Genomic DNA, 23,241 nt, shown 5'->3' with positions numbered 1-23,241 from the left:
CAGCACGGACCATGGGCGACACACCGGTTCATACGCTCAACGACTCCACCACACTCCCTGCGGTGGGCCTCGGCACCTACCCGCTGGACGACACGGAGGCGGAGGAGGCCGTCGCGGACGCCCTGGACCTCGGCTACCGGCTCATCGACACGGCCCTCAACTACGGCAACGAGACCGGCACCGGCCGGGCCATCGCCCGCAGCGGCATCCCGCGCGAGGAGATCCGGCTGACCACGAAGGTGCCGGGCAGGCATCAGGGGTACGAGCAGACGCTCGCCTCGTTCGAGGAGTCACGGGCCCGCCTGGGCGTCGAGTACGTCGATCTGTATCTGATCCACTGGCCGCTCCCCCACGTCGACAAGTACGTCGACACCTGGAAGGCGATGATCCGGCTCCGCGAGGACGGGCTCGTCCGCTCCATCGGCGTCTCCAACTTCACCGCCGCCCATCTGGAGCGGCTGGAGCGGGAGACGGGTGTGCTGCCGTCGGTGAACCAGATCGAGATGCATCCGCTGCTCCCCCAGGAGGAACTGCGGGCGGTGCACGCGACGAAGGGCGTCCTCACTGAGTCCTGGAGCCCGCTGGCCCGGGGCCGTGAGGTGCTGGAGGACCCCTCCACGGTGGCCATCGCCGAGGACCACGGGGTGACGCCGGGGCAGGTGGTGCTGCGGTGGCACACGCAGGTCGGTGCGGTGCCGATCCCGAAGTCGGCGGACCCGGGGCGGCAGCGGGAGAACCTGGACCTGTTCGGGTTCGAGCTGACGGCCCAGGAGCTGACCACGATCGCGTCGGGGCGGCAGCGGCGGTTCGGCGGGGACCCGGACACGCACGAGGAGTTCTGAGCGGCGTACGGACCGGTCGTGTACCTGGGCGACGGCCGTACGGGCCGGTCGTGTTGTGATCGGCAGCGGTACGGACCGGTCGTGTTCTGAGCGGCAGCCGTACGGCCGGTGGGCCCGCCGCGATCCCCCAGCGATCGCGGCGGGCCCACCGGTGACCGTCCCCCGTCAGCCGCCCAGCTCCCGGTGGCGGGCCGCCAGGGCGTCCGCGCCGTCCTCGGTGAGGGACCCGTACAGCCTCAGCCGTGAGATCCCGCCGTCCGGGAAGATGTCGATCCGTACGTGGGTGGCGCGCACCGGTCCGGCCAGGACGAAGCGGTGGTCGGTGTCGGGCTGGAGCCGGGTCCGGGGCAGGATCTCCGACCAGTCGCCGTCCTCCCCGTCCCGTACCGAGAGGCTTGCCCAGCCCGCCGAGTTGCCCTTGAGGTAGGCGGTGTCGATCTCGACGGCCCGGATCTCGGACCGGGCGGCGAGGCGGTAGCGAATCCAGTCGTTGCCCCGGTCACGTCGGCGGCGGGTCTCCCAGCCGTCGTCCATCTTGCGCGAGCGACCGGGCTGGATCGTGTTGGTGGCCGGGGAGTAGAAGCGGTCGGACGCGTCCTCGACCTGGCCGCCGTTCTCCAGGGCGGCGAGGTCGAACGTACCGAGCGCGGTGAGCCACGCGGGGTCCGGGGCGACCTCTCCGTACACGCGCAGCCGGGCGATCCCGCCGTCCGGGTGCTGGTTGATCCGCAGGTGGGTGAAGCGCTGCTCGGCGTCGACGGCGAAGCCGTTGGCCGCGTGGCCGCCGACCGCCGTACGCGGGACGAGGACCGTCCACTTCACGTCGGGGGCGAGCAGCTCCTCGGGGGACGGGGAGCCGGGCAGGGAGACCGCCTCGACGGAGACGGCCTGCGGGTAGTTGCCCCGGAAGTGGGCGGTGTCCAGGACGATGCCCCGGATGACGCCGGGGGCGCCGAGGCGGACGAGGGCCCAGTCGTGGTCGTCGGCCGTGGGGTGCGGTTCGGCGGCGCTGACCCCGCGTCGGCGGCGGGTCTCCCAGCCGTCCATGATCTTGCCTTTGTGGCCGAAGTGCTCCGGGTCGAAGACGGCGGGCCCGGGCTTGAGCAGGTTCTCGCGCTCGGCGAAGAACTCGTCGTTGGCGGCGATGACCCCGGCGCCGAGGCGGCGGTCGGCCAGGTCGACGAGGTGGGTGAAGGGGAAGTCGGCGGTGCGGTGGTCGGCGTACGGGTCGCCGCCCGCGTACGGGAGGGCGTCACCGGTGAAGCGGGGTATCGCGGCGTCCGTCATGGTCAGGGGTTCCTTTCGGGCACGGTCGGTGGTCTCGTACGGGGGCGGTCAGCGGTCTCGTACGGGCACGGGCGGTGGTCCCGTACGGGCCGGTGGCCGATCAGCGTGGGCGGTGGTGGCCGATCGGCGCGGCCAGCGGTCCCGTACGAAAACGGGGCCCGCGGACACGGTCAGTGGTCGCGTTCCAGGAGGCGGCCGGCGGGCTCGGCGAGGACGCCGTCTGCGGCGATGCGGACCCCGCGCAGCCAGCTGGAGCGGACCACGCCGTGCAGGGTCTTCCCGGCGTAGGCGGTGACCTGGTTGCGGTGGAACAGCTCGGCGGGGTCGACGGTGAAGGTGGCCTCGGGGGCGAGGACGGCGAAGTCGGCGTCGCGTCCGGCCTCGATGGCGCCCTTGCGGTTCAGCCCGGCCAGCTCGGCGGGGGCGGCGGACATCCAGCGGGCCACGTCGTCCAGCGAGTGGCCGCGCCTGCGGGCCTCGGTCCAGATGGCGGGCAGGCCGAGCTGGAGGGAGGAGATCCCGCCCCAGGCCGAGGCGAAGTCCGGGGTCTTGAGGTCCGTGGTGCACGGGGAGTGGTCGGAGACGATGCAGTCGATCGTGCCGTCGGCGAGCCCGGCCCACAGGGCGTCCTGGTTGGCGGCCTCGCGGATCGGCGGGCAGCACTTGAACTCGGTTGCCCCGTCCGGGACCTCCTCGGCGGTGAGGGTGAGGAAGTGCGGGCAGGACTCGACGGTGACGCGGACGCCCTCGCGCTTGGCGGCGGCGATCAGCGGCAGGGCGTCGCTGGAGGAAAGGTGCAGCACGTGGACGCGGGAGTTCAGCCGCTTGGCGTGGGCGATGAGCCCCTCGATCGCGGTGTTCTCGGCGTCGCGCGGGCGGGAGGCGAGGAAGTCGGCGTAGGCGGGGCCGGAGCGCTGGGGGGCCTCGGCGAGGTGGTGCGGGTCCTCGGCGTGGACGATGAGCAGCCCGCCGAACCCGGCGATCTCCGCCATGGACCGGGCCAGCTGCTCCTGGTCCAGCTCGGGGAACTCCTCCACCCCGGAGGGCGAGAGGAAGCACTTGAAGCCGAAGACCCCGGCCTCGTACAGCGGGCGCAGATCCTTGACGTTGGAGGGGATCGCACCGCCCCAGAAGCCCGTGTCGACGTGCGCCTTGGGGGCGGCGACCTGCTGCTTGATCCGCAGGTGCTCGACGGTGGTGGTCGGCGGGAGGGAGTTGAGCGGCATGTCCAGGAGCGTGGTGATCCCGCCGGCCGCCGCCGCGCGGGTGGCGGTCCAGAAGCCCTCCCACTCGGTGCGGCCGGGGTCGTTCACATGGACGTGGGTGTCGACGAGGCCGGGGAGGAGGACGTCGTCGCCGAAGTCCTCCAGGCGGGCGCCCGCGGGCACCTCGGCGTCGTACGGCAGGACCGCGTCGATGGTGCCGCCCGCGACGGCGACCGTCGCGGGGCGGGTGCCCTCGGGGGTGACGACGCGCGTCGAGCGCAGTACCAGGTTCACGTCCGGACCGGACACCCGTGCTCCTTCACTCCAAGAATGATCACAACAGCCGTGACAGCGATGATCACGACCATGACCACGACAGGAATTCAACGAACTGTTGAAGCTTTCGTTGGAGTCTTCACTCGGGAATCACCCTCGTCAAGACCCCACTTTGCTCCGAGGGGGTCCGGCGGGCCACCCCGGAGGACCCGACTGGACGTTTCCACAAAGTAGAAGACCTATTTCGGAGTGCGGAACGTAGCATGGGCCAGGAGAGGCGGCACCGAGCCGCCGCACCGACCGCCGCCACACCGTCGGCACCCGGACAAAACAGCCCCTGACCGGCACGGACGCCGTCCGGTCGGCTGTGGGCCGATCGGGAAGCGCCCGGTAGGCTGCTGCCTTGCCTTCCGCTTCGAAAGGACCGTTGACGTGCCGCCGTCCCACGCCAGCACAGCCGACTCCAAGCCCACCGGTTCCAGCGGTGGGGTGCAGTCCCTCGAGCGCGCCTTCGACCTGCTGGAGCGGATGGCCGACGCCGGGGGCGAGGTCGGGCTGAGCGAGCTCTCCGCGAGCAGCGGTCTGCCCCTGCCGACCATCCACCGGCTGATGCGCACGCTCGTCGTCTGCGGTTACGTACGCCAGCAGCCCAACCGCCGCTACGCACTGGGCCCCCGCCTGATCCGCCTCGGCGAGTCCGCCTCCCGGCTGCTCGGCACCTGGGCCCGCCCCTACCTCCAGCGGCTGGTGGAGGAGACCGGCGAGACGGCGAACATGGCGCTGCTGGACGGCGACGAGATCGTGTACGTGGCCCAGGTGCCGTCCAAGCACTCGATGCGGATGTTCACCGAGGTGGGCCGCCGGGTCCTCCCGCACTCGACCGGCGTGGGCAAGGCGCTCCTCGCCGACACCCCGGCCGACGAGGTCCGCGCACTGCTCGCCCGGACCGGCATGCCTGCCGCGACCGAGAAGACGATCACCACGCCGGAAGGGTTCCTGGACGCCCTGGAGCAGGTGCGCCGGGCGGGGTACGCGGTGGACGACAACGAGCAGGAGATCGGGGTCCGCTGCCTGGCGGTCTCCGTGCCCAACTCCCCCACCTCGGCCGCGCTCTCCATCTCGGGCCCGGCGGGCCGGGTGACGGAGAGCGCGACGGAGCGGATCGTGCCGATCCTCCAGCAGGTGGCCAAGGAGCTGTCGGACGCGCTGGCGAGCAACGGGACGGCGAGCTGACCGCCGTTCCCACACGGCCGACGGGCGGCTGACGGCTCAGATCCGAGCGAGTCTGGCGGCTCAGATCCAGGCGGGCCCGACGGCTCAGATCCGGGCGGGTACGGTCAGCCGCCCGTCGTCCATCGTCACCGTGCGGTCCATCCGGTCCAGGTGCGCCAGGTCGTGTGTGACCAGCACCGTGGCGGTGGCGCGCTCCCGGGTCAGGGTGACCAGCAGGTCCAGGACGGCCGCGCCGCGCTCGTGGTCGAGCGCGCTGGTCGGCTCGTCGACGAGCAGGACCTCGGGCTCGTTCATCAGGGCCCGGGCTATGTTGATCCGCTGGCGCTGACCGCCCGACAGCTGGTGCGGCCGCCGGTCCGCCTTCTCCGCGAGCCCCACCGCGTCCAGCAGCTCCAGGGCCCGACGACGCGCCTCCCGGCTCCGCCCGCCCGCGAGGTGGGCCATCACCTGAAGCTGCTCGGCGGCGGTGAGCGAGGGCAGCAGGTTCGGCTGCTGGAACACGATCCCGATGTGCTCCCGGCGCAGGGCCGCCCGCGCCGCCGGAGTGAGCGGGCCCGTCCGCGTACCGGCCACGACGACCTCGCCGGAGTCCGGGGTGACCAGGGTCGCGGCGGCGGCGAGCAGGCTGGACTTGCCCGACCCCGACGGCCCGACGACGGCGGTGAGCGTGCCCGCCGGGACCTCCAGCGAGACCCGGTCCAGGGCGGTGAGCCGCCCGTCGCCGTCCGGGTAGGTGAGGGTCACATCGGTGAGGGTGAGCGTCATCGGGCACTCCCGAGTGCGGTGAGCGGGTCGACGGCGGTGATCCGCCGGATGGACAGGGCAGCCCCGAGGGCGCCGAGGGCGATCATGATCAGCGCGGGCACCAGGACGGTCGCCGCGTCCAGCACGAACGGCACCGGCCCCCCGCCGATCAGCATCCCGGCCCCGGCGGCGAGCGCGGTGCCGAGCCCCGTACCGATGACGAGCATCACCACAGCCTGTCCGAGGGCGTCGCGCAGGAGGTACGGGGTCGAGGCGCCGAGCGCCTTCAGTACGGCGATGTCACCGCTGCGCTGGATGGTCCAGACGGTGAAGAAGGCGCCGATGACCAGGGCGGAGATGGCGAAGAGAAAGCCGCGCATCAGTTGGAGGGAGCCGTTCTCGGCCTGGTAGGAGCCGATCGCGGTGAGGGAGTCGTCGAGGGAGAGCGTGCGGGTCCCGGCCGCCTCGTCCCCGGCCGCCAGATCGGCGCCGGGCCCGGTGGTCAGGGCGATCACGGTGGCCTGTTCGGCGGGTCCGGCGCCGTCGTGGCCGATCTGCTGCCAGTCGTCGAGCGTGGTCCAGACGACGGGCGTGTGGCTGTACGAGGCGTCTCCGGCGACAGCCGCGACCTCGCGCTCCGCCCGGCCGAGCGCGATCTTGTCCCCGGGGGCGGCACCGAGCTCCTCGGCCGCCTTCTCGGAGAGCACGACGCGCCCCGGACCGATGCCTTCCGGTACCGCCGGTGCGAGGGTGCCGTCCGGCTCGACGCCGAAGGCCGAGACGGGGGCCGTACGGTCGCCGGGGGCGGTGGCGTTCAGGGTCCGGATGCCGAGCGGCTGCGCGGCCTCGACCCCGGGGCGCTCGGCCCAGGCCCGCCAGTCGTCCTCGCGGACGGTCGAGTTGGTGAAGGACACCTCTTGGTCCCCGCGCGGGGCGGCGAACGCGAGGTGGTCGGCGTCGAGCCCGGTGACGGCCGAGATGTTCTCCCGGGCCAGCCCGGCGGTCAGGCCGGACAGCAGGCCCACGAGCAGCGTGATCAGGACCACGACCGACCCCATGAGCGCGAACCGGCCCTTGGCGAACCGAAGGTCTCTCCATGCGACGAACATGGGTCCATCGTCGGTGGTCCGGGGAGGGGAAACATCGCGCGGGGGGCGGTTGGCAGATCAACCTTTCGATTGACCGGCTCGGCGGGGACCGCCGCTAGGCTGGCGGCACCATGGATTCGCGTTCGCACACCCACGTCACCGCTGCCCTGCGGCTCTGCCTGCACGCGCTGCTGACGGGCCTGCTGGCCCTGGTGGCGGCCCGCGCGCTGAGCGAGGACGCGCCGCACGCGGGGGCGGTGGTGGCGCTCGTGGTGGTGACGGCGGGGGTGTACGCGGCGGGGGCGGTGGCGGGGACTCGCGCCCCCTCCGTACGGCCGGGGGCACGGGTGCGGGCCGGGACGCGCTCGGAGCCCGTACGGCGGGAAGGCGGGACGGGGCCTCGCGCCACCCCCGTACAGCCGGACCCCGGGACCGAGACGCACACCACCCCCGCGCAGCCCGGAAGCCGGGTGCGGGCGCTTGGCGGCTCCGTGCGGCCCGGGACCAGGGCCGCGGCGATCTGGCTGGCCGGGCTCTGCGCCCTCTGGCTCGGGCTGCTCGTCCTCTCCCCCGACGCCCTGTGGGTGGCCTTCCCGCTCTACTTCCTCCAGCTGCACCTGCTGCCCGCCCGCTGGGGCATCCCGGCCGTCGTCGTCACCGCGGCGGCCGCGATCACCGGCTTCGTCGTACACCGGCAGGAGATCGCCCCGGGCGCGTTCATCGGCCCGCTGCTCGGCGCGGCCGTCGCCATCGCCACGGTTCTCGGGTACGACGCGCTGTTCCGGGAGAGCGAGCGGCGCCGGGAGCTGATCGAGGAGCTGGTGGCCACCCGGGCGGAGCTGGCCGAGGCGGAACGTACGGCGGGCACCCTCGCCGAGCGCGAGCGCCTCGCCCGGGAGATCCACGACACGCTCGCCCAGGGCCTGTCCAGCATCCAGCTCCTGCTGCGCGCCGCCGAGCGCACGCTGCCCGGGGACGCCCCGGCCGCCGCGCACGTCCGCGCCGCCCGGGAGGCCGCCCAGACCAATCTGGCCGAGGCCCGTTCCTTCGTACGCGCCCTGACCCCGCCGGACCTGGAGCACGGTTCGCTGGCGGCGGCGCTGGAGCGGCTCTGCGCCCGGACGACCGGGCCGGACCTCACCGTACGGTTCGCGGTCAGCGGTACGCCGGTGGAGCTGCCGACCCCGTACGAGGTGGCGCTGCTGCGGACCGCCCAGTCGGCGCTGGCCAACACGGTGCGGCACGCGGGGGCGGACCGGGCGGAGATCACGCTGAGCTTCATGGACACCTCCGTGGCGCTGGACGTGGTGGACGACGGCCGGGGCTTCGTCCCCTCGGCGGCGCCGGTGGACGAGCGGGGCGACGGCGGTTTCGGGCTGCCCGCGATGCGGTCGCGGGCGGCGACGCTGGGCGGCACGCTGAGCGTGGAGTCGGCGCCGGGCCAGGGCACCGCGCTGGCGGTCACGCTGCCGCTGGCGGGCCCGGCCGAGGAGCGGGAGCGCGCCGCGTGAACGGGGAGAACGCCATCCGGCTGCTGCTCGCCGACGACCACCCGGTCGTCCGGGCGGGGCTGCGCGCGGTCCTGGACACCGAGCCGGACTTCCGGGTCGCGGGCGAGGCGGCCACCGCCGAGGAGGCCGTGGCGCTGGCGGCGGCGGGAGGCTTCGACGTCGTACTGATGGACCTCCAGTTCGGCCCGGGCCCGGGGATGCACGGCTCCGAGGCCACGGCGGCGATCACCGCCGTACCGGACGGCCCCCGGGTCCTGATCCTCACCACGTACGACTCCGACGCGGACATCCTGGCGGCGGTGGAGGCGGGCGCGAGCGGCTATCTGCTGAAGGACGCACCCCCGCAGGAGCTGGCGGCGGCGGTGCGTACGGCGGCGGCGGGCCGCTCGGCGCTGGCCCCTTCGGTGGCGCACCGGCTGATGGACCGGATGCGTACGCCGGCCGAGGCGCTGACGCGGCGGGAGCTGGAGGTGCTGCAACTGGTCGGCGAGGGCCTGTCGAACCTCCAGATCAGCAAGAGGCTGTTCCTGAGCCAGGCCACGGTCAAGTCCCACCTGGTGCACATCTACGCGAAGCTGGGCGTGGACTCCCGTACGTCGGCGGTCGCGGCGGCGACGGCGCGCAGGCTGATCCGCCGCTGAGCCCACCGGGCGCCGCGCGCACTCACCCGCGCGGCGGCTCCCCGAAGAGGTCGACCGCGTTGCGTACGTCGCGCAGTGCGGCGGCGAGGGCGCTGACCGAGCCGACGGACCCGGCGATCAGCAGTAAGGAGCTGCGCATGTGCGGGATCTCCGGGACCCCGCCGCGTGCCATGGCATCGAGTGCCGCGAGCTCCTGCTCGGCGATGGGGCGGTCGGAGAATTCGTAGGAGAGCGAGGCCAGTTCACGGCGGAGCCGGGAGACGGCTATGCGCAGCTCGGCCACCCTCGGGTCCTCGCCGCTGCCGGTCACCCGCTTCTGCCCCACGCTTCGCAACACAGCACTCCCCCTCGCACGTCCTTGTGCCGGTGTGACCCCCCGAACTCCGGGCCGTGGCCAAGTACCCGGGTTCGTCCGCAAGTTAACGCCATGACAGGCAGTACGCGCCACTCCACGGACAGAAATCAGGGTGACCCCTGAGAGTGACATGCATGTCGCGTGTGCGAACGGCTCGGTGGTATCCAGGGCTCATGGCTTCTCAAGCGAAGAACCCCAAGGTGGCGGGGGTGCTGCTCGCCGCAGGCGGCGGCCGGCGGCTCGGCGGTCGCCCCAAGGCCCTGCTGGAGCACCGGGGCCGCCCCCTGGTCGAACACGCGCTGCGGGCACTGCGCAACGGCGGCTGCGGCCCGCTCCACGTGGTGCTGGGCGCGGCGGCCGACGAGGTGCGGGCCCGGGCCGATCTGGCGGGCTCGGCGGTGACCGTCAATCCGGGCTGGGAGGAGGGCATGGGCTCCTCGCTCCGGCTGGGCCTGGCCGCCCTGACCGGTACGGGCACGGACGCGGCGCTCGTCCTGCTGGTGGACCAGCCGGGCATCGGCGCGGAGGCGGTGGCGCGGGTGCGGGGCGCGTACCGGTCGCGGACGAGCCTGGTGGCGGCCTCGTACGACGGGGAGCGCGGCCATCCGGTGCTGTTCGGGGCCGACAGGTGGGCGGGCATCGCGGCCACGGCGGTGGGCGACCAGGGGGCGCGGGCGTATCTGCGGGAGCACCGCGATGCGATCACGCTGGTGGAGTGTTCGGATGTGGCAGAGGCGTACGACATCGACACGGCGCAGGACCTGAGCCATCTGGAGTGACCTCGACGGGCTGCCGGGGTGGCCCCGGCGGGGTCTCACGAGCCTTCGCGAACCCTCCGTGGCCACCCTGGCACGCTGCGCCGCCATCGGCCCGTTTCTGTCGACCCGGAGAATCTCGACATCAACAAACCATTGAACTTCCACCATGAGGAAACTACTATCCACTGGTCAGAAGCCCTCTGAACCTCAGACGGCACCCACGGCCGTATCTCGGAGCCATGGCACGCCGTGCCGTCTCAGGCGACCCGGCGGCCATGAGACGCCGCCGCCCGCTGAAGGAGTGACAGCTCATGTCCGCACCAGCGCCGTCCACGCTGGCCATCGTCGATGCCGAGCCCCTGCCCCGGCAGGAAGAGGTCCTGACCGACGCGGCCCTCGCGTTCGTGGCCGAGCTGCACCGGCAGTTCACGCCGCGCCGCAATGAGCTGCTCGCCCGGCGCACCGAGCGCCGCGCCGAGATCGCCCGTACCTCCACGCTGGACTTCCTGCCCGAGACGGCGGCGGTCCGCGCGGACGACTCCTGGAAGGTCGCCCCGGCCCCGGCCGCGCTGAACGACCGCCGGGTGGAGATCACCGGTCCGACCGACCGCAAGATGACGATCAACGCGCTCAACTCGGGCGCCCGCATCTGGCTCGCCGACTTCGAGGACGCCTCCGCTCCCACCTGGGAGAACGTGATCCTCGGCCAGCTCAACCTGACCGACGCCTACGAGCGCCGCATCGACTTCACCGACCCGAAGTCGGGCAAGTCGTACGCGCTGAAGCCCGCCGACGAGCTCGCCACCGTCGTCACCCGTCCGCGCGGCTGGCACCTGGACGAGCGCCACCTCCAGCTGGACGGCGTCCCGGTGCCCGGCGCGCTGGTCGACTTCGGCCTCTACTTCTTCCACAACGCCCAGCGTCTGATCGACCTCGGCAAGGGCCCCTACTTCTACCTGCCGAAGACGGAGTCGCACCTGGAGGCCCGCCTCTGGAACGACATCTTCGTCTTCGCCCAGGACTACGTCGGCATCCCGCAGGGCACGGTCCGCGCGACGGTCCTGATCGAGACGATCACCGCCGCGTACGAGATGGAGGAGATCCTCTACGAGCTGCGCGACCACGCCTCCGGGCTGAACGCCGGCCGCTGGGACTACCTGTTCTCCATCGTCAAGAACTTCCGTGACGGCGGCGCCAAGTTCGTCCTGCCGGACCGCAACGCGGTGACGATGACGGCCCCGTTCATGCGGGCGTACACCGAACTCCTGGTCCGCACCTGCCACAAGCGCGGCGCGCACGCGATCGGCGGCATGGCGGCCTTCATCCCCTCGCGCCGCGACGCCGAGGTCAACAAGGTGGCCTTCGAGAAGGTCAAGGCCGACAAGGACCGCGAGGCGAACGACGGCTTCGACGGCTCCTGGGTCGCCCACCCCGACCTGGTCCCGATCGCCCTGGCCTCCTTCGACGCGGTCCTCGGCGAGAAGCCCAACCAGAAGGACCGCCTCCGCGAGGACGTCTCGGTGGCGGCGGGCGACCTGATCGCCATCGACACCCTGGACGCCAAGCCCACGTACGAGGGCCTGCGCAACGCCGTCGCGGTCGGCATCCGCTACATCGAAGCCTGGCTGCGGGGCCTGGGCGCGGTCGCCATCTTCAACCTGATGGAGGACGCGGCCACCGCCGAGATCTCCCGCTCCCAGATCTGGCAGTGGATCAACGCGGACGTGGTCTTCGAGAACGGCGAGCACGCCACCGCGGAGCTGGCCCGCAAGGTCGCCGCCGAGGAACTGGCCGCGATCCGCGCGGAGATCGGCGAGGAGACCTTCACCGCGGGCAAGTGGCAGCAGGCCCACGACCTCCTGCTCCAGGTCTCCCTGGACCAGGACTATGCGGACTTCCTGACGCTGCCCGCGTACGAGCAGCTGCGCTGACCCATGTGAACGAAGCACCGCCCGGCCCCCGGTTACCGCACAGCACCGGGGGCCGGGGCATTCCACCGAGCACATTTGCCGAACTCGCGAAAGCGGACCCGGCCCGTCACGCCGCACATCGTTAGGCTCTGGCCAGGGCCTAACGATGTGTGCTATCGTTTGTGGGCTATTACGGAACCCACCGGGCTGTCGAATGTTGACCATGCCCTCCAAACCGTAAGGAAATACGCGTGATCGCGCCCATGGCCTGTGCCGCCTGCCCTCTGTCGCAGACGCCGCCCCCTCATCTACTTTCCTCTCGCGCGACCTTGCCGCCCTCGAGGGAACTCAGCACCCCTCAGCTCATCTGACCAGCCACAGTCACACCTCACACGCTGTGGCCGGAATCAGGAGAAACGTTACTCCTTCGGATATTCCGGCATCCTCTCCCTAAGGATGTCTTCGTGCTGTTCTCTTCCGTCGGGTCCGTCGTGGCCATCTCGGTGCCCACCTCATTGACGGCCTGCTTCATCGTGGCGTGTGCCACGGCCTGCTACATCGCCAAACGCGCTCTGGCCGACACCAGTTCGGCGGATCGCCCCAAAATCCTCAAGCAGTACGTGATGGTGCTGCGCACGCTGTTCACCTTCCCGCTCCGCCGCAAGTAGGTCGCCCCTGCGCCGGTGCCGGGAGACGGTTCCCACGCGCGGGTTCCCCCAAGGATTGCCCCATGCCGAAAGAGATAGTGTTCTGCCCGTCGACTTCGCGGCCCGCCGGACTTCCTCACGAGGACACGCCCCCACCCGCACACCTCATACCGTGCTGCCCGGGAGCCTGCCTTGATTCGTGACTCCGTCTCCGCGGTTGCCGCTCAGGCCCTGAGCGGCGGCCTTTTCCTGCGGCTTGCCGACCGGTTCGTCCAGGAGCACGGTTACCGGCCGAGCGTATCCGAGGCCCGCTCCTGGGAACGGAGCCTTCCGGCTCTCATGAACGTGCTGCTGGAGGCCGGTCTCGGCGAAGTCACCGCTCTCCTCGAATACGGTCTGCCCCTGACGAGCAAACGAGCGGATGTCGTGCTGGCCGGGGTGCACCCCAAGACCGGTGAACCGTCCTATGTGGTCGTCGAGCTCAAGCAATGGAGCCAAGCCACGCCGGAGGAGGGTGAGCCCTCGCTGTGCCGGGTCGATGCGTACAGCAATCCGGTACTCAATCCGATCGAGCAGGTACGCGGCTACTGTGACTACCTCGTCGCTTTCAACGGAGCACTGGCGAACCACCCCCAACGGGTGTCCGGCGTGGCCTACCTCCACAACGCGACGGAGTTCGGCATCGCCGGCCTGACCGAGGTGGGGCTGAGCGAAAGGGGCTCCCTTTTCAGCGAGGAGCGCCGCGGAGAGTTCATCCGCTTCCTGGAACAGCGGCTCGCTCCGGTCAACGGAGCAGCCGCCGCGGACGAATTGCTGGCCGGAAAGGTCGGACCGTCGAAGCAGCTCATGGCCGTGGCCGCCGACGAGGTCCGCGACCGGGAACAGTTCGTGCTTCTGGATGAACAGCGCGTCGCCTACGAATCCGTCATGGGGGCCGTCAGGCGGGCTGCCCAGGCGGACCGCAAGGAAGTGATCGTTGTGGCCGGTGGGCCCGGAACGGGAAAGAGCGTCATCGCTCTCTCGCTGCTGGGCGAGCTCTACCGGCAGGGCCGCACCGCTCTGCACGCTACGGGGTCCCAGTCGTTCACCAAGACGATGAGGAAAGTCGCGGGCGCGCGGAAGAGAGAGGTCCAAGACCTCTTCAAGTATTTCAACAGCTTCATGACCGCTGAACGCAACGCCCTCGATGTCATCATCTGCGACGAGGCCCACCGCATGCGGAAGACCTCCGCGAACCGCTACACCCCCGCCGCGCACCGCAGCGACCGGCCCCAGGTCGATGAACTGATCGACGCCGCACGCGTCCCCGTCTTCCTCCTCGACGAGCACCAGATAGTGCGGCCGGGAGAGATGGGCAATGTGAGCCAGATCAGGCAGGCCGCCGAGGCCAAGGGGCTGGCCTGCACCGTCATCCATCTGGACAGCCAGTTCCGGTGCGGCGGCAGCGATGCCTACCTCCGCTGGGTACTGCGCCTGCTGGGCCTCGATCCGGGCGGGCCCGTCGACTGGCAGCCGGACGACCGGATGCAGCTCATGGTGGCCGAGACTCCCGCGGAGATGGAGAGTTTCCTGGACGGCAAACGCGCACTCGGCTATGGCGCCCGGATGTCCGCGGGGTACTGCTGGAAGTGGACCAAGGAGACGCCCCCCGGTCAGGCGCTCCCCGCCGACGTGGTCATCGGGGACTGGGAAAGGCCGTGGAACGTGTTCGGTGACCGGAGCGTCGCCGGGGCGCCGCCCTCCGCGCTCTGGGCCACCGATCCGGCCGGGTTCGGTCAGGTCGGCTGCGTGTACACGGCGCAAGGCTTCGAGTACGACTGGAGCGGCGTCATCATCGGGCCGGACCTCGTCTGGCGGAACGGCCGATGGGAGACGGACCGGGCCCAGTCGGAGGACCCGGTCTTCAAGAGGTCCACCCCGGACGAGGAGGTCGACCTGCTGATCCGCAACACGTACAAGGTGCTTCTGACCCGCGGAATGATCGGCACGGTGATCTATTCGACGGACGCTCAGACCCGGGACAAGCTCCGTGAGCTCATTTCAGGAGAACAGCGGGCAGCGGAACACGCTGTCTCCGCCGAGGCACTGGACGGAGCTTCGGAAGGCCGGAACCCAGCAGTCAGGCATTGACCCGGGCCGGCCCGGGGAGTGCGGCGAGCGGGACCCCGGACGGGTTGTACGAGGGCGGGCGGCCCCGACAGCCTCGGACGTGCCGTGCGGCAGGCCCACGAGGAGGTCGTGGGCCTGCCGCACGGGCCCGGGCGGATAACCGGGGGAAGGCGACGGCGGGCGTCAGTCCTTCAGGACGATCGTGGGCTGGGCCGAGAAGTCGCCCCACTTGCCGTCCGGGAGCTTGGCCCGGAGCTTCACCGAGTAGCGGGTGCCGGGCGGGTCGGCGAGGGTCAGCCGGTAGCTGGCCCGGCCCTTCGGCGGTGTGCCGCCCCAGACGATGGTGGTGGTCAGCTTGCCGTTCAGGTGGAGCTGGTAGGCGGGGATGACCCCGCCCGTCTCGGGCTGGTCCCAGGACAGGTCGACCGTGAAGTCGGCGCCTTCCTTGCCGATCTCGGCGCGCAGGCCGGTGGGGGCGGTGTTCTCGGGGGCGCCGGGGGCGGACTCGGTGGTGAGGTCGAGCGCGTTGCTGTCGGGGGAGGACTTGTCGGAGGCGTCCCGGGCCCGGACGGTGAACGTGTAGACGGTCCCCGGGCGCAGCCCCGTGAGCTTCGCCGTCGTCTCCGTGGCCGGCACGCTGTGGATACGGGAGTCCTCCTGGTAGATGTCGTACGAGGTGACGCCGACGTCGTCCGTGGACGTGCCCCAGCTGAGGGTGGCGGCCCGGCTTCCGTCGGCGGTGCCGGTCAGCTTCGTCGGGGCGGTGGGGGGCTCGTCGTCCTTGGCGGGGGTGGCCTGGGTGGTGACCGGGACGGCCTTGCTGGGTTCGGAGAGGTTCCCGGCGGCGTCCTTGGACCGGACGGTGAAGGTGTAGTCCGTGGAAGCCTTCAGCCCGTCGACGTCGATCATGTTCTTGGTCGCCGGAACGCTCTTGACCTTGGCCTTCCCCCGGTAGACCTCGTAACCGGCGACCGCCTTGTTGTCGGAGGCTGCCTCCCACATGACATGCACCGAGGTGGAGCTGCTGGCCTGCGCGGTCACGCCTTTCGGGGTGCTGGGGGGCTGCGTGTCGGCTTCGGCGGTACCGCCGCAGGCAGTGAGGAGGGGGGCGAGGAGCAGGGCGGCGGAACAGGCCAACGCGGTGGATATGTGGGGGCGTTGCACGGTGGTGCCTTCCATCCGGACAGCAATGGTCCAGACCTGTATGACATGGCGTGGGGGTTGCCGACAAGAGGACGGAGAGGAACCTTCCGCTATGTGGTGGTGTGCGCCGCGCACCGGGCGGACCGGGCAGCTCGACCCGGGCCGATGAGTTCTCGGCGGCGGAACGGTCTGCCCTGTATGAACGCCAACAGCGCATCCGCCTCCCCGCCCGCTCCCGCCCTCGATCTGGAGCCGGCCGCCCGGCGGGTCGCGGGGCTGCTCGCTGCGATCGACGACGACCGGCTGGGCGGCCCCACGCCCTGTCCCGACTACGCCGTACGGGAGTTGCTCGGCCATCTCGCCGGGCTGGCCGCCGCCTTCCGCGACGCGGCCCGCAAGGATCTCGGGGCGAGCACGGCCCTCTCCCCGGACGCCTCCCTGCCGGTTCTCGGCGACGACTGGCGCGAGGTGCTGCCCCGGCGGCTGGAGGAGGTGGCGGCGGCCTGGCGCTCCCCCGCCGCCTGGACGGGCCTGACGCGGGCGGGCGGGGTGGAGCTGCCCGGTGAGGTGGCGGGGGCCGTCGCGCTCAACGAACTTGTCGTCCACGGCTGGGACCTGGCCCGGGCGACCGGGCAGCCGTACGAGGCCGGGGAGGCCGAACTGCGCTCCTGCGCGGCCCTGCTCGCCCCGGCCGGGGACGACACCGGCGGCACTGGCGACACGAGCAACGCGAGCGGCACTGGCGGCGCGGACAGCGCGGGCCTCTTCGGGCCGGCCGTCCCGGTGCCGGACGACGCGCCGCTGCTGGACCGGGTGATCGGCCTCAGCGGTCGGCGCCCGGACTGGCGGCCGGGGAGCTGAGAGGGCACGGCGTGGCGGTTCCCCCATGCCCGCCACTCGGACAGGGCAGAGGTCGAGTGCGTCCCGCGGGCCGCCGGAACCGGTGCGCGGGGTCAGTCGGCCCCGACCACCGCGCGCACCCGGGCGCGCAGCCGTTCGTCGGCGGCCTCGACCGTGCCCTCCACCCCGGACGTCACCACTCTCAGATCCCGCTCCCCCAGCTCTGTGAGCCGTGCCCGGTGCTCCTCGGACAGCGTGTCCACGCCGAGCGCCTCCACGGCGTCCACGGCCTCGAACGGGGCGGCGCCCGCCTCTGCCGCGTCCAGCAGGAGCCCGGCCAGGCGGCCGGTGTCGACCTCTTCCCGGGCGACGGCGTGGAGGGCGAGCACCGCCACCGGTACCTGTTCGGGGTCGGTGAGCAGCGCCTTCAGTACGGGGACGAGTGGCCGCGCCGCCGGGCCGAGGCCCTCTGCGGCGCGGGCCGCGCGGATCAGGGTCCAGCGTCCCCAGCGCAGGTCGTCGGCGCCGAGAATCCCGGCCAGCACCGGGACCGCCTCCGCCGCGTCGCCTGTGATGCGGTGCAGGGCCGTGGCGATGGCGATATCCGCGTCCATCTGCGGAAAGGTGCGCCGGGGGCCGGGGGCGTTGAGCGCGCCACGGAGCGCGGGAACGATCGGCAGGGCGGCGGGCCCGACCGCGGCGGCGGCCGTCGCCGCCTCGCGTATCCCGTCCCCGCTCCCCCCGGCGCACGCGGTGAGCCGCTCGGCGAGCAGGGGCAGCAACGGGCCGTGGTCCCCGGTCAGCCGGTGGAGCGCCTGGGCCGCCGCGATCCGGTCGTCCGCCGGGCCGGTCCGGGTGTGCGCCCGCAACGCGTCCGCCACCTCGGGGTGGAGCCCGGGCGGGCGGACGGCTGCCAGCACGCTGGGCAGCAGGCCGGGGAACGCCGGTAGCGCGGCGAGCAGTTCGGGAACGGCGTCGGCCGCGTCCGTCCCCCATTCCGTGAGCAGCGCCGCCAGCTGGAAGGGAGCGCGGCCGTCGGGCTCCACGGCGGCGAGCCGCTTCCGGACCGCCGCCAGCAGCTCGGGGTCGTACGGCACGACCGGCAGGGAACCGGCGGGCCCGCCGCAGGCCGCTCCGAGTGCCCGGGGACGCCGCTCCAGGTCCCGGGCGAGCAGGGGCGCGGCCCGTTCGGGAGCGACGGCGACCAGCGCTTCGAGGGCACGGTCCGCCCTGTCGCCGTCGCCCGACGCGCGTACCGCCAGCACGTCGGCGGCGGCCGGACCCCCGCACGGACCGAGCTTTCCGAACGCCGACAGCGCACCGGACGCGTCACCCGCCCCGTCGGCCGTGGCCTCGTCGGCCGCGACCGCCGATATCAGCGCGGGAACCAGCCGCGCGGGCGCGCTGCGGGAGAGCTCGCACGCCTCCCTGGCCGCCCACACCGCCTCGGTGCGGGTATCTGGATCATCGCCGCGCAGCGCGGCATCGAGCAGCGCGAACACCGCTTCCCGGTCCGCCCCGGTGTCCCGGAGGAGCAGGGTGGCGGTGATGTGGTGCAGGGGTTCCCTGCGGGAGAGGTCGAGCCGGTCCGAGACGAGGCGGTCCAGAGGAAGCAGGGCCAGCACCGCATCGTGGTGGGCCCGGGTCCAGGGCAGTCCGATGTCCACGCAGGCCAGCACGGCCGCGATCCGCAGCTCCGGCGGGCTGTCCGGGCCGAGCGCCCCGGTCGCGGCCGGTGCGGTGCCCTCGGGGTCCAGCAGGGCCAGAGCCGAAAGGAGTTCGGCGCGGACCAGGGCGTCCGTCTCGACGGCCGCCCGCTCACGGAGCACCGGCACGGCGGCGTCGGCCCCGGCCGCTCCCGTCACCCCCGCCGCCCAGGCCGCGGACTGGCGTACGGCACGGTCCTCGTGCCCCACCGAGGCCAGGAGCAGCGGCAGTTGCGCGACGACGGCCCGGCGGCAGGCGACCTCGTCGCTCTCCCGCTCCGGAGGAACGCCTGCCCCTTCCGGAGACGGGTCCGCGCCGCCCTCGGCTATTCCGCCGATCAGCAGGAGCACGTCCGCCGTACGGATGCCCGCCGCGGCGATCCGGGCCAGGAACGGCACCGCCTCCGCCGACGCCTCGTACACCGAGCCCTGGTGCAGGATGCTCCCGTACAGCTCGTTCCGCGCCTCCTCGGCCGCCGCGTCGTCGTCCCCGGCGAGGGCACGCAGACAGTCGGGCACGTCCTCGGCGCTACCGTAGGCGTGGGTGCGGGAGGCCCAGGGCCGGGCGTCGAGGTCGGCGAGGAACCGGGCGCGGTCGAAGTTCATGGTGCCGATCATGGCAGCCGCCACTGACAACGCCCCTGACCTGGCCCGAAGCCCCGGTGCTGACAACGCCCCTGACCTGCCCCGAAGCCCGGCCCGCCCCGGCACCAACCGCTCACACCCCGTGCGCTCCGGCCCGCCGCCGCACCGGCCCCTCCCCGCCGGGCCGCCCCTCAGCTGGTGAAGAACTCCGTGATGTGCCCCGCCACCTGGTCGGCCCGGGTCTCGTGCGGGCGGTGGCCGCCCGGGACCGTGATCAGCCGGCAGTCCGGGATCAGGGACGCCATGTCGGCCTGGCGGTGCTGCTCCATCGCGCTCTCCGGGCCGCCGGTGATGATCAGCGTCGGGGCGACGATCTCACCGAGGCCCCCGGCCGCCTCCGGCCCCGGGTCGGCGAGCTGGTCGCGTACGGCGGGTACCGCGTTCTCGTCGTAGTCCACCGGGCCCTCGGGCCGCCCGGCCGGGCCCGGGTCACCGGGGAACGGGGCCGGGGTCTCCACCAGCACCAGCCGCTCCACCCGGTCGGAGTGCTCCTGGGCCAGCAGCCGGGCGACGGCGCCGCCCATGCCGTGGCCGACCAGGCCCACCCGGTCCAGCTCCAGTTCGTCGAGGAAGCCGACGACGTCCTCGGCCATCAGCTCCAGGTCGTACGCGTCGGGCCAGTCGCTCTCGCCGTGGCCGCGCAGGTCCAGGGCGTAGACCCGCCACTCCTGGCCCAGCAGGGTGCCGGCCGCCTCCCAGTCCCCGGCGGAACCGCCGAGACCGTGCAGCAGCACGACGGGCGAGCCGAACGCATCGCCCCAGGCCCGGTACGCGAGGCGCACATCGCCGACATCCACAACCGACTGATCTTCCATACCCCTGACGCTACAGCCGCCGGACGGCCGCCCGCGCCACAGGCCCCGGCCCTGCCCGGGCCCACCCGTCCCGATCCGGCCCCGCCACCGGACGTCCCGGACGCCACCCGAACGCCCCGAGCACACCGAACGCCCCGAACGCCCCCGAAACGCGCGCCGGCCCGGCGGGACCGTGCGGGGTCCCACCGGGCCGCTGTCAGGGAGCGGGAGCGGAGGTCAGTGCACGCCCACCCCGGCGGCCGCCGGCACCACGTGTTCGCCGTTCGCCTGCTCCTCGTCCTCCGCGTCCGGCCTGCGGCCGACGTGGTTGAAGGCGAGATTCAGCACGATGGCCACCACACAGCCGGTCGAGATGCCCGAGTCGAGGACGACCAGCAGGCTCTCCGGGAAGCCGTGGTAGAACTGCGGCGCCGCGATCGGGATCAGGCCGATACCGAGGGCCGCCGCGACGATCAGCGCGTTCTCGCCCTTCTCCAGGGCGGCGGTGGCCAGGGTCTGGATGCCGCTGGCCGCGACCGTACCGAAGAGGACGATGCCCGCGCCGCCGAGCACCGGCAGCGGTACGAGGGCGATGACGGAGGCGGCGACGGGGACCAGGCCGAGCACGATGAGGATGCCGCCGCCCGCCGCGACGACGAAGCGGCTGCGGATCTTCGTCATGGCGACCAGGCCGACGTTCTGGGCGAAGGCGCTGCACATGAAGCCGTTGAAGATCGGGCTGATGGCGCTGCCGAGGGTGTCGGCGCGCAGCCCGCCCTCGATGATCTTCTCGTCGGCCGGGCGGCCGACGATCTTGCCGAGGGCCAGCATGTCGGCGGTGGACTCGGTCATGCAGACGAGCATCACGATGCACATGGAGATGATGGCGGCGATCTCGAACTGCGGGCCGCCGAAGGCGAACGGCGTCGGGAAGCCGACCACGTCGGCGTTCTTGATGGCGCTGAAGTCGGTGATGCCCGCCGGGATGGCGATCAGCGTGCCGACGACCAGGCCGAGCAGGATCGCGATCTGCTGGAGGAAGCCGCGCAGCAGCTTGCGCAGGGCCAGCACGATCACCAGGGTCACGGCGGCCATGGTGATGTTGGTCATCGAACCGTAGTCGTCCGCCGCCGCGTTGCCGCCCTGCGACCAGTTGAAGGCGACCGGCAGGAGCGAGACGCCTATCAGGGTGATGACGGTGCCGGTGACGACCGGAGGGAAGAAGCGGACGAGTTTGCAGAAGTACGGGGCGAGGACGAAGCCGAGCAGGCTCGCGACGATGATCGCGCCGAAGATCACGGCGATCCCGTCGTGTCCCCGGTCCTTGCCGATCGCGATCATCGGGGCGACCCCGGCGAACGAGACGCCGTTGACGAAGGGCAGCCGGGCGCCGACCTTCCAGAAGCCGATGGTCTGGAGCAGGGTGGCGATGCCCGCGGTGAAGAGGCTCGCCCCCATCAGGAAGGCGGTCTCCTTGGCGGTGAGGCCGACGGCGGGCCCCACGATCAGGGGTGGTGCGACCACCCCGGCGTACATCGCGGCCACGTGCTGGAGGCCGCTGGTGAACATCTTCAGGGGCGGGAGGGTCTCGTCGACCGGATGTTTCCGGCCGTCCGATGCTGTTTCCGCGACGGTGTCGTCCGTCGCTCCGGGGGCGGCTGCGTCTGCGTCTTTGCGAAACCTGGGCTTGTTGGCGGCCACGGCGGTTCCTCCGGTCGGTTACACGTCGTCGGCGACGCGGGTGTCAGGGAGGTGGTGCGTAAGTGGTGCGGTGGTGCGGCTCTCTCAGGTGATGCAGGTGGTGCAGGTGATACGGGTCGGGCAGGTGGTGCAGGTCGAGCAGGTCGGGCAGAGGGGGTGCGGAGGCGCACACGGTGGGGGGTGCGGGCAGCGTTCATCACCGGTCCGGCGGCGCCCACCATCGGGTGCGCGTCCGCCGGACCGGCTGCCACGGACCCCGCTCGGGTCCGCGGCGGCCGGTCTCGGGCCGTCCCCCTCGACCGGCCGGTCGGGGATACCGCCGGGGTTCGGTGCCGCCCGGCGGTTCGGGTTCCGCCGGGCCCGGTGGCTGCCCGGCGGTTCGGGGATACCGCCGGGATCAGGCCCCGGCGGCGATCTGCGCGAGGCGGCGGGCCTCGTCGCGGGTGGTGCGGGCGATGGCGTCCTCGTCCACCGTGGTGAGCCGGCTGCTCTCGACGACCGGCTTGCCGTCGACGAGGGAGAGGGTCACCGGGGCCGCCGCGCCGAAGATGAGCGCGGTCACCGGGTCGGCGATCGAGGAGTGGGCCAGGGTGTCCAGCTTCCACAGGACGAGGTCGGCGAGCTTGCCTGCCTCCAGGGAGCCGATCTGGTCGGCGCGGCCCAGGACCTGGGCCCCGCCGAAGGTCCCGAGGCGCAGGGCCTGACGGGCGTTCAGGGCGGCCTCGCGGTGGGCGCCGAGGCGGTTGATGAGGAGCGCGTTGCGCAGCTCGGTGTGGAGTTCGCCGGACTCGTTGGAGGCGGTGCCGTCCACGCCGAGGCCGACCGGGACTCCGGCGGCGAGCATGTCGGGGACCCGGGCGATCCCTGCCGCGAGGCGGGCGTTGGAGGAGGGGCAGTGGGCGACGCCGGTTCCCGTACGGGCGAAGGCGGCGATGTCGGAGTCGTTCATGTGGACGCAGTGCGCCATCCACACATCGCCGCCGAGCCAGCCGGTGGACTCGAAGTAGTCGGTCGGGCCCATCCCGAACAGCTCCTTGCAGAACTGCTCCTCCTCGACGGTCTCCGAGCCGTGGGTGTGCAGGCGTACGTTCTTGCGCCGGGCCAGCTCCGCTCCCTGGCGCATCAGTTCGGTGGAGACCGAGAACGGGGAGCAGGGGGCGACGGCGACCTGGGTCATCGCGTCGAAGGAGGCGTCGTGGTGGGCGTCGATGGTGGCCTCGGTGGCGGCGAGCGCGCCTTCGAGGGTCTCGACGGCGAAGTCCGGGGGCAGGCCGCCGTCCTTCTCGCTGCGGTCCATGGAGCCCCGGGCGAGGGTGAACCGTACGCCCATCTCGCGGGCGGCCCCGATGATGGCGCCGGACAGGTCGCCGGAGCCCTTCGGGAAGACGTAGTGGTGGTCCATCGCGGTGGTGACGCCGCCGCGGGCCATCATGGCGAGCGAGCCCTGCGCGGCGGCGCGGGCCATCGGCTCGTCGATGCGCGCCCAGGTCGGGTAGAGGGCGACCAGCCAGTTGAAGAGGTTGTGGTCGGTGGCCAGGCCCCGGGTGATCCACTGGTAGAAGTGGTGGTGGGTGTTGACCAGGCCGGGGGTGGCGAGGTGCCCGGTGGCGTCGATGCGCCGGACGACCCCGGTCAGCCCCTCCGGTGCCTTCCCGGCGCCGACGGACTCGATGCGGTTGTCCGCCACGACGATGTACCCGGAGGCGTACTCCGTGTCGTGGGCGTCGACGGTGGCGATCGAACAGTTCTCGATGACGATGCGCTGAGGGTCTGCCGAAGCTGCCATGGCGCTTCCTTCTTCTCTCT

The 23,241-nt window shown here is 72.3% G+C and carries 19 protein-coding genes; 9 read left to right on the top strand and 10 right to left on the bottom strand.

Going from position 1 to position 23,241, the window contains the following annotated elements; genetic code table 11:
• Positions 1-11 precede the first annotated feature (11 nt).
• Positions 12-842, top strand: a complete 831-nt coding sequence (locus tag B7C62_30690; protein ID ARF76157.1) for an aldo/keto reductase — start codon at positions 12-14, stop codon at positions 840-842.
• A 165-nt stretch (positions 843-1,007) separates the two neighbouring features.
• On the opposite strand, the gene B7C62_30685 is transcribed toward B7C62_30690, so the two are convergent.
• Both B7C62_30685 and B7C62_30680 read right to left on the bottom strand, forming a co-directional pair.
• Entirely contained in the window at positions 1,008-2,129 is a 1,122-nt protein-coding gene (locus tag B7C62_30685) for an allantoicase (protein ID ARF76156.1), read from the bottom strand.
• A gap of 170 nt (positions 2,130-2,299) precedes the next feature.
• Positions 2,300-3,643, bottom strand: a complete 1,344-nt coding sequence (locus B7C62_30680; protein ARF76155.1) for an allantoinase — start codon at positions 3,641-3,643, stop codon at positions 2,300-2,302.
• A gap of 399 nt (positions 3,644-4,042) precedes the next feature.
• Between B7C62_30680 and B7C62_30675 the strand changes: the two genes are divergently transcribed.
• Positions 4,043-4,843, top strand: coding sequence for an IclR family transcriptional regulator (locus B7C62_30675; GenBank protein ID ARF76154.1), 801 nt, complete (start codon positions 4,043-4,045; stop codon positions 4,841-4,843).
• A gap of 84 nt (positions 4,844-4,927) precedes the next feature.
• On the opposite strand, the gene B7C62_30670 is transcribed toward B7C62_30675, so the two are convergent.
• A complete protein-coding gene (locus B7C62_30670) occupies positions 4,928-5,608 on the bottom strand; it encodes an ABC transporter ATP-binding protein (protein ID ARF76153.1) in 681 nt (226 codons plus the stop codon).
• Positions 5,605-6,696, bottom strand: coding sequence for an ABC transporter substrate-binding protein (locus tag B7C62_30665; protein ID ARF76152.1), 1,092 nt, complete (start codon positions 6,694-6,696; stop codon positions 5,605-5,607). The genes B7C62_30670 and B7C62_30665 overlap by 4 nt, the downstream gene beginning before the upstream one ends.
• Before the next feature lie 110 nt (positions 6,697-6,806).
• On the opposite strand from B7C62_30665, the gene B7C62_30660 reads away from it, so the two are divergent.
• Together B7C62_30660 and B7C62_30655 are read left to right on the top strand one after the other, a co-directional pair.
• The gene (locus B7C62_30660) at positions 6,807-8,186 is read left to right on the top strand and encodes a two-component sensor histidine kinase (GenBank protein ARF76151.1); all 1,380 of its coding nucleotides are present in this window, start codon (positions 6,807-6,809) and stop codon (positions 8,184-8,186) included.
• A complete protein-coding gene (locus B7C62_30655; protein ARF76150.1) occupies positions 8,183-8,827 on the top strand; it encodes a DNA-binding response regulator in 645 nt (214 codons plus the stop codon). Before B7C62_30660 ends, B7C62_30655 begins: the two co-directional genes overlap by 4 nt.
• A 22-nt stretch (positions 8,828-8,849) precedes the next feature.
• Here B7C62_30655 and B7C62_30650 read toward each other — a convergent pair whose 3' ends face one another.
• Positions 8,850-9,164: a hypothetical protein gene (locus B7C62_30650; GenBank protein ARF76149.1), complete on the bottom strand. Its 315-nt coding sequence runs from the start codon at positions 9,162-9,164 to the stop codon at positions 8,850-8,852.
• A 191-nt stretch (positions 9,165-9,355) separates the two neighbouring features.
• Here B7C62_30650 and B7C62_30645 point away from each other — a divergent pair, with 191 nt between their 5' ends.
• The 4 genes from B7C62_30645 (at position 9,356) to B7C62_30630 (ending at position 14,627) form a co-directional block, all read left to right on the top strand.
• Positions 9,356-9,961, top strand: a complete 606-nt coding sequence (locus B7C62_30645; protein ID ARF76148.1) for a 4-diphosphocytidyl-2C-methyl-D-erythritol synthase — start codon at positions 9,356-9,358, stop codon at positions 9,959-9,961.
• Positions 9,962-10,251: 290 nt separating this feature from the next.
• The gene (locus B7C62_30640) at positions 10,252-11,871 is read left to right on the top strand and encodes a malate synthase A (GenBank protein ARF76147.1); all 1,620 of its coding nucleotides are present in this window, start codon (positions 10,252-10,254) and stop codon (positions 11,869-11,871) included.
• A 443-nt stretch (positions 11,872-12,314) separates the two neighbouring features.
• Positions 12,315-12,518 carry a hypothetical protein gene (locus B7C62_30635; protein ID ARF76146.1) on the top strand — a complete coding sequence of 68 codons (204 nt, stop codon included), beginning with the start codon at positions 12,315-12,317 and terminating at the stop codon, positions 12,516-12,518.
• Positions 12,519-12,689: 171 nt separating this feature from the next.
• A complete protein-coding gene (locus tag B7C62_30630) occupies positions 12,690-14,627 on the top strand; it encodes an ATP-binding protein (GenBank protein ID ARF76145.1) in 1,938 nt (645 codons plus the stop codon).
• A 162-nt stretch (positions 14,628-14,789) separates the two neighbouring features.
• Here B7C62_30630 and B7C62_30625 read toward each other — a convergent pair whose 3' ends face one another.
• Entirely contained in the window at positions 14,790-15,785 is a 996-nt protein-coding gene (locus B7C62_30625; GenBank protein ID ARF76144.1) for a hydrolase, read from the bottom strand.
• Positions 15,786-15,947: 162 nt separating this feature from the next.
• Between B7C62_30625 and B7C62_30620 the strand changes: the two genes are divergently transcribed.
• Positions 15,948-16,610, top strand: a complete 663-nt coding sequence (locus tag B7C62_30620; protein ARF76143.1) for a TIGR03086 family protein — start codon at positions 15,948-15,950, stop codon at positions 16,608-16,610.
• A 92-nt stretch (positions 16,611-16,702) separates the two neighbouring features.
• On the opposite strand, the gene B7C62_30615 is transcribed toward B7C62_30620, so the two are convergent.
• From B7C62_30615 to B7C62_30600, 4 genes are all read right to left on the bottom strand, one after another.
• Positions 16,703-18,913 carry a hypothetical protein gene (locus tag B7C62_30615; GenBank protein ARF76142.1) on the bottom strand — a complete coding sequence of 737 codons (2,211 nt, stop codon included), beginning with the start codon at positions 18,911-18,913 and terminating at the stop codon, positions 16,703-16,705.
• 158 nt (positions 18,914-19,071) lie between these two features.
• Positions 19,072-19,755 carry an alpha/beta hydrolase gene (locus B7C62_30610; GenBank protein ID ARF76141.1) on the bottom strand — a complete coding sequence of 228 codons (684 nt, stop codon included), beginning with the start codon at positions 19,753-19,755 and terminating at the stop codon, positions 19,072-19,074.
• A 216-nt stretch (positions 19,756-19,971) separates the two neighbouring features.
• The gene (locus B7C62_30605) at positions 19,972-21,303 is read right to left on the bottom strand and encodes a uracil permease (GenBank protein ID ARF77443.1); all 1,332 of its coding nucleotides are present in this window, start codon (positions 21,301-21,303) and stop codon (positions 19,972-19,974) included.
• Positions 21,304-21,832: 529 nt separating this feature from the next.
• The gene (locus B7C62_30600) at positions 21,833-23,221 is read right to left on the bottom strand and encodes an 8-oxoguanine deaminase (GenBank protein ARF76140.1); all 1,389 of its coding nucleotides are present in this window, start codon (positions 23,219-23,221) and stop codon (positions 21,833-21,835) included.
• Positions 23,222-23,241: the final 20 nt, after the last annotated feature.

Origin of the sequence: Kitasatospora albolonga, assembly GCA_002082585.1 — a bacterium.
Taxonomy (GTDB): Bacteria; Actinomycetota; Actinomycetes; order Streptomycetales; family Streptomycetaceae; genus Streptomyces; species Streptomyces stephensoniae.
The sequence above is the reverse complement of the archived record's forward strand: the minus strand, read 5'-3'. Positions and strand labels throughout refer to the sequence as shown.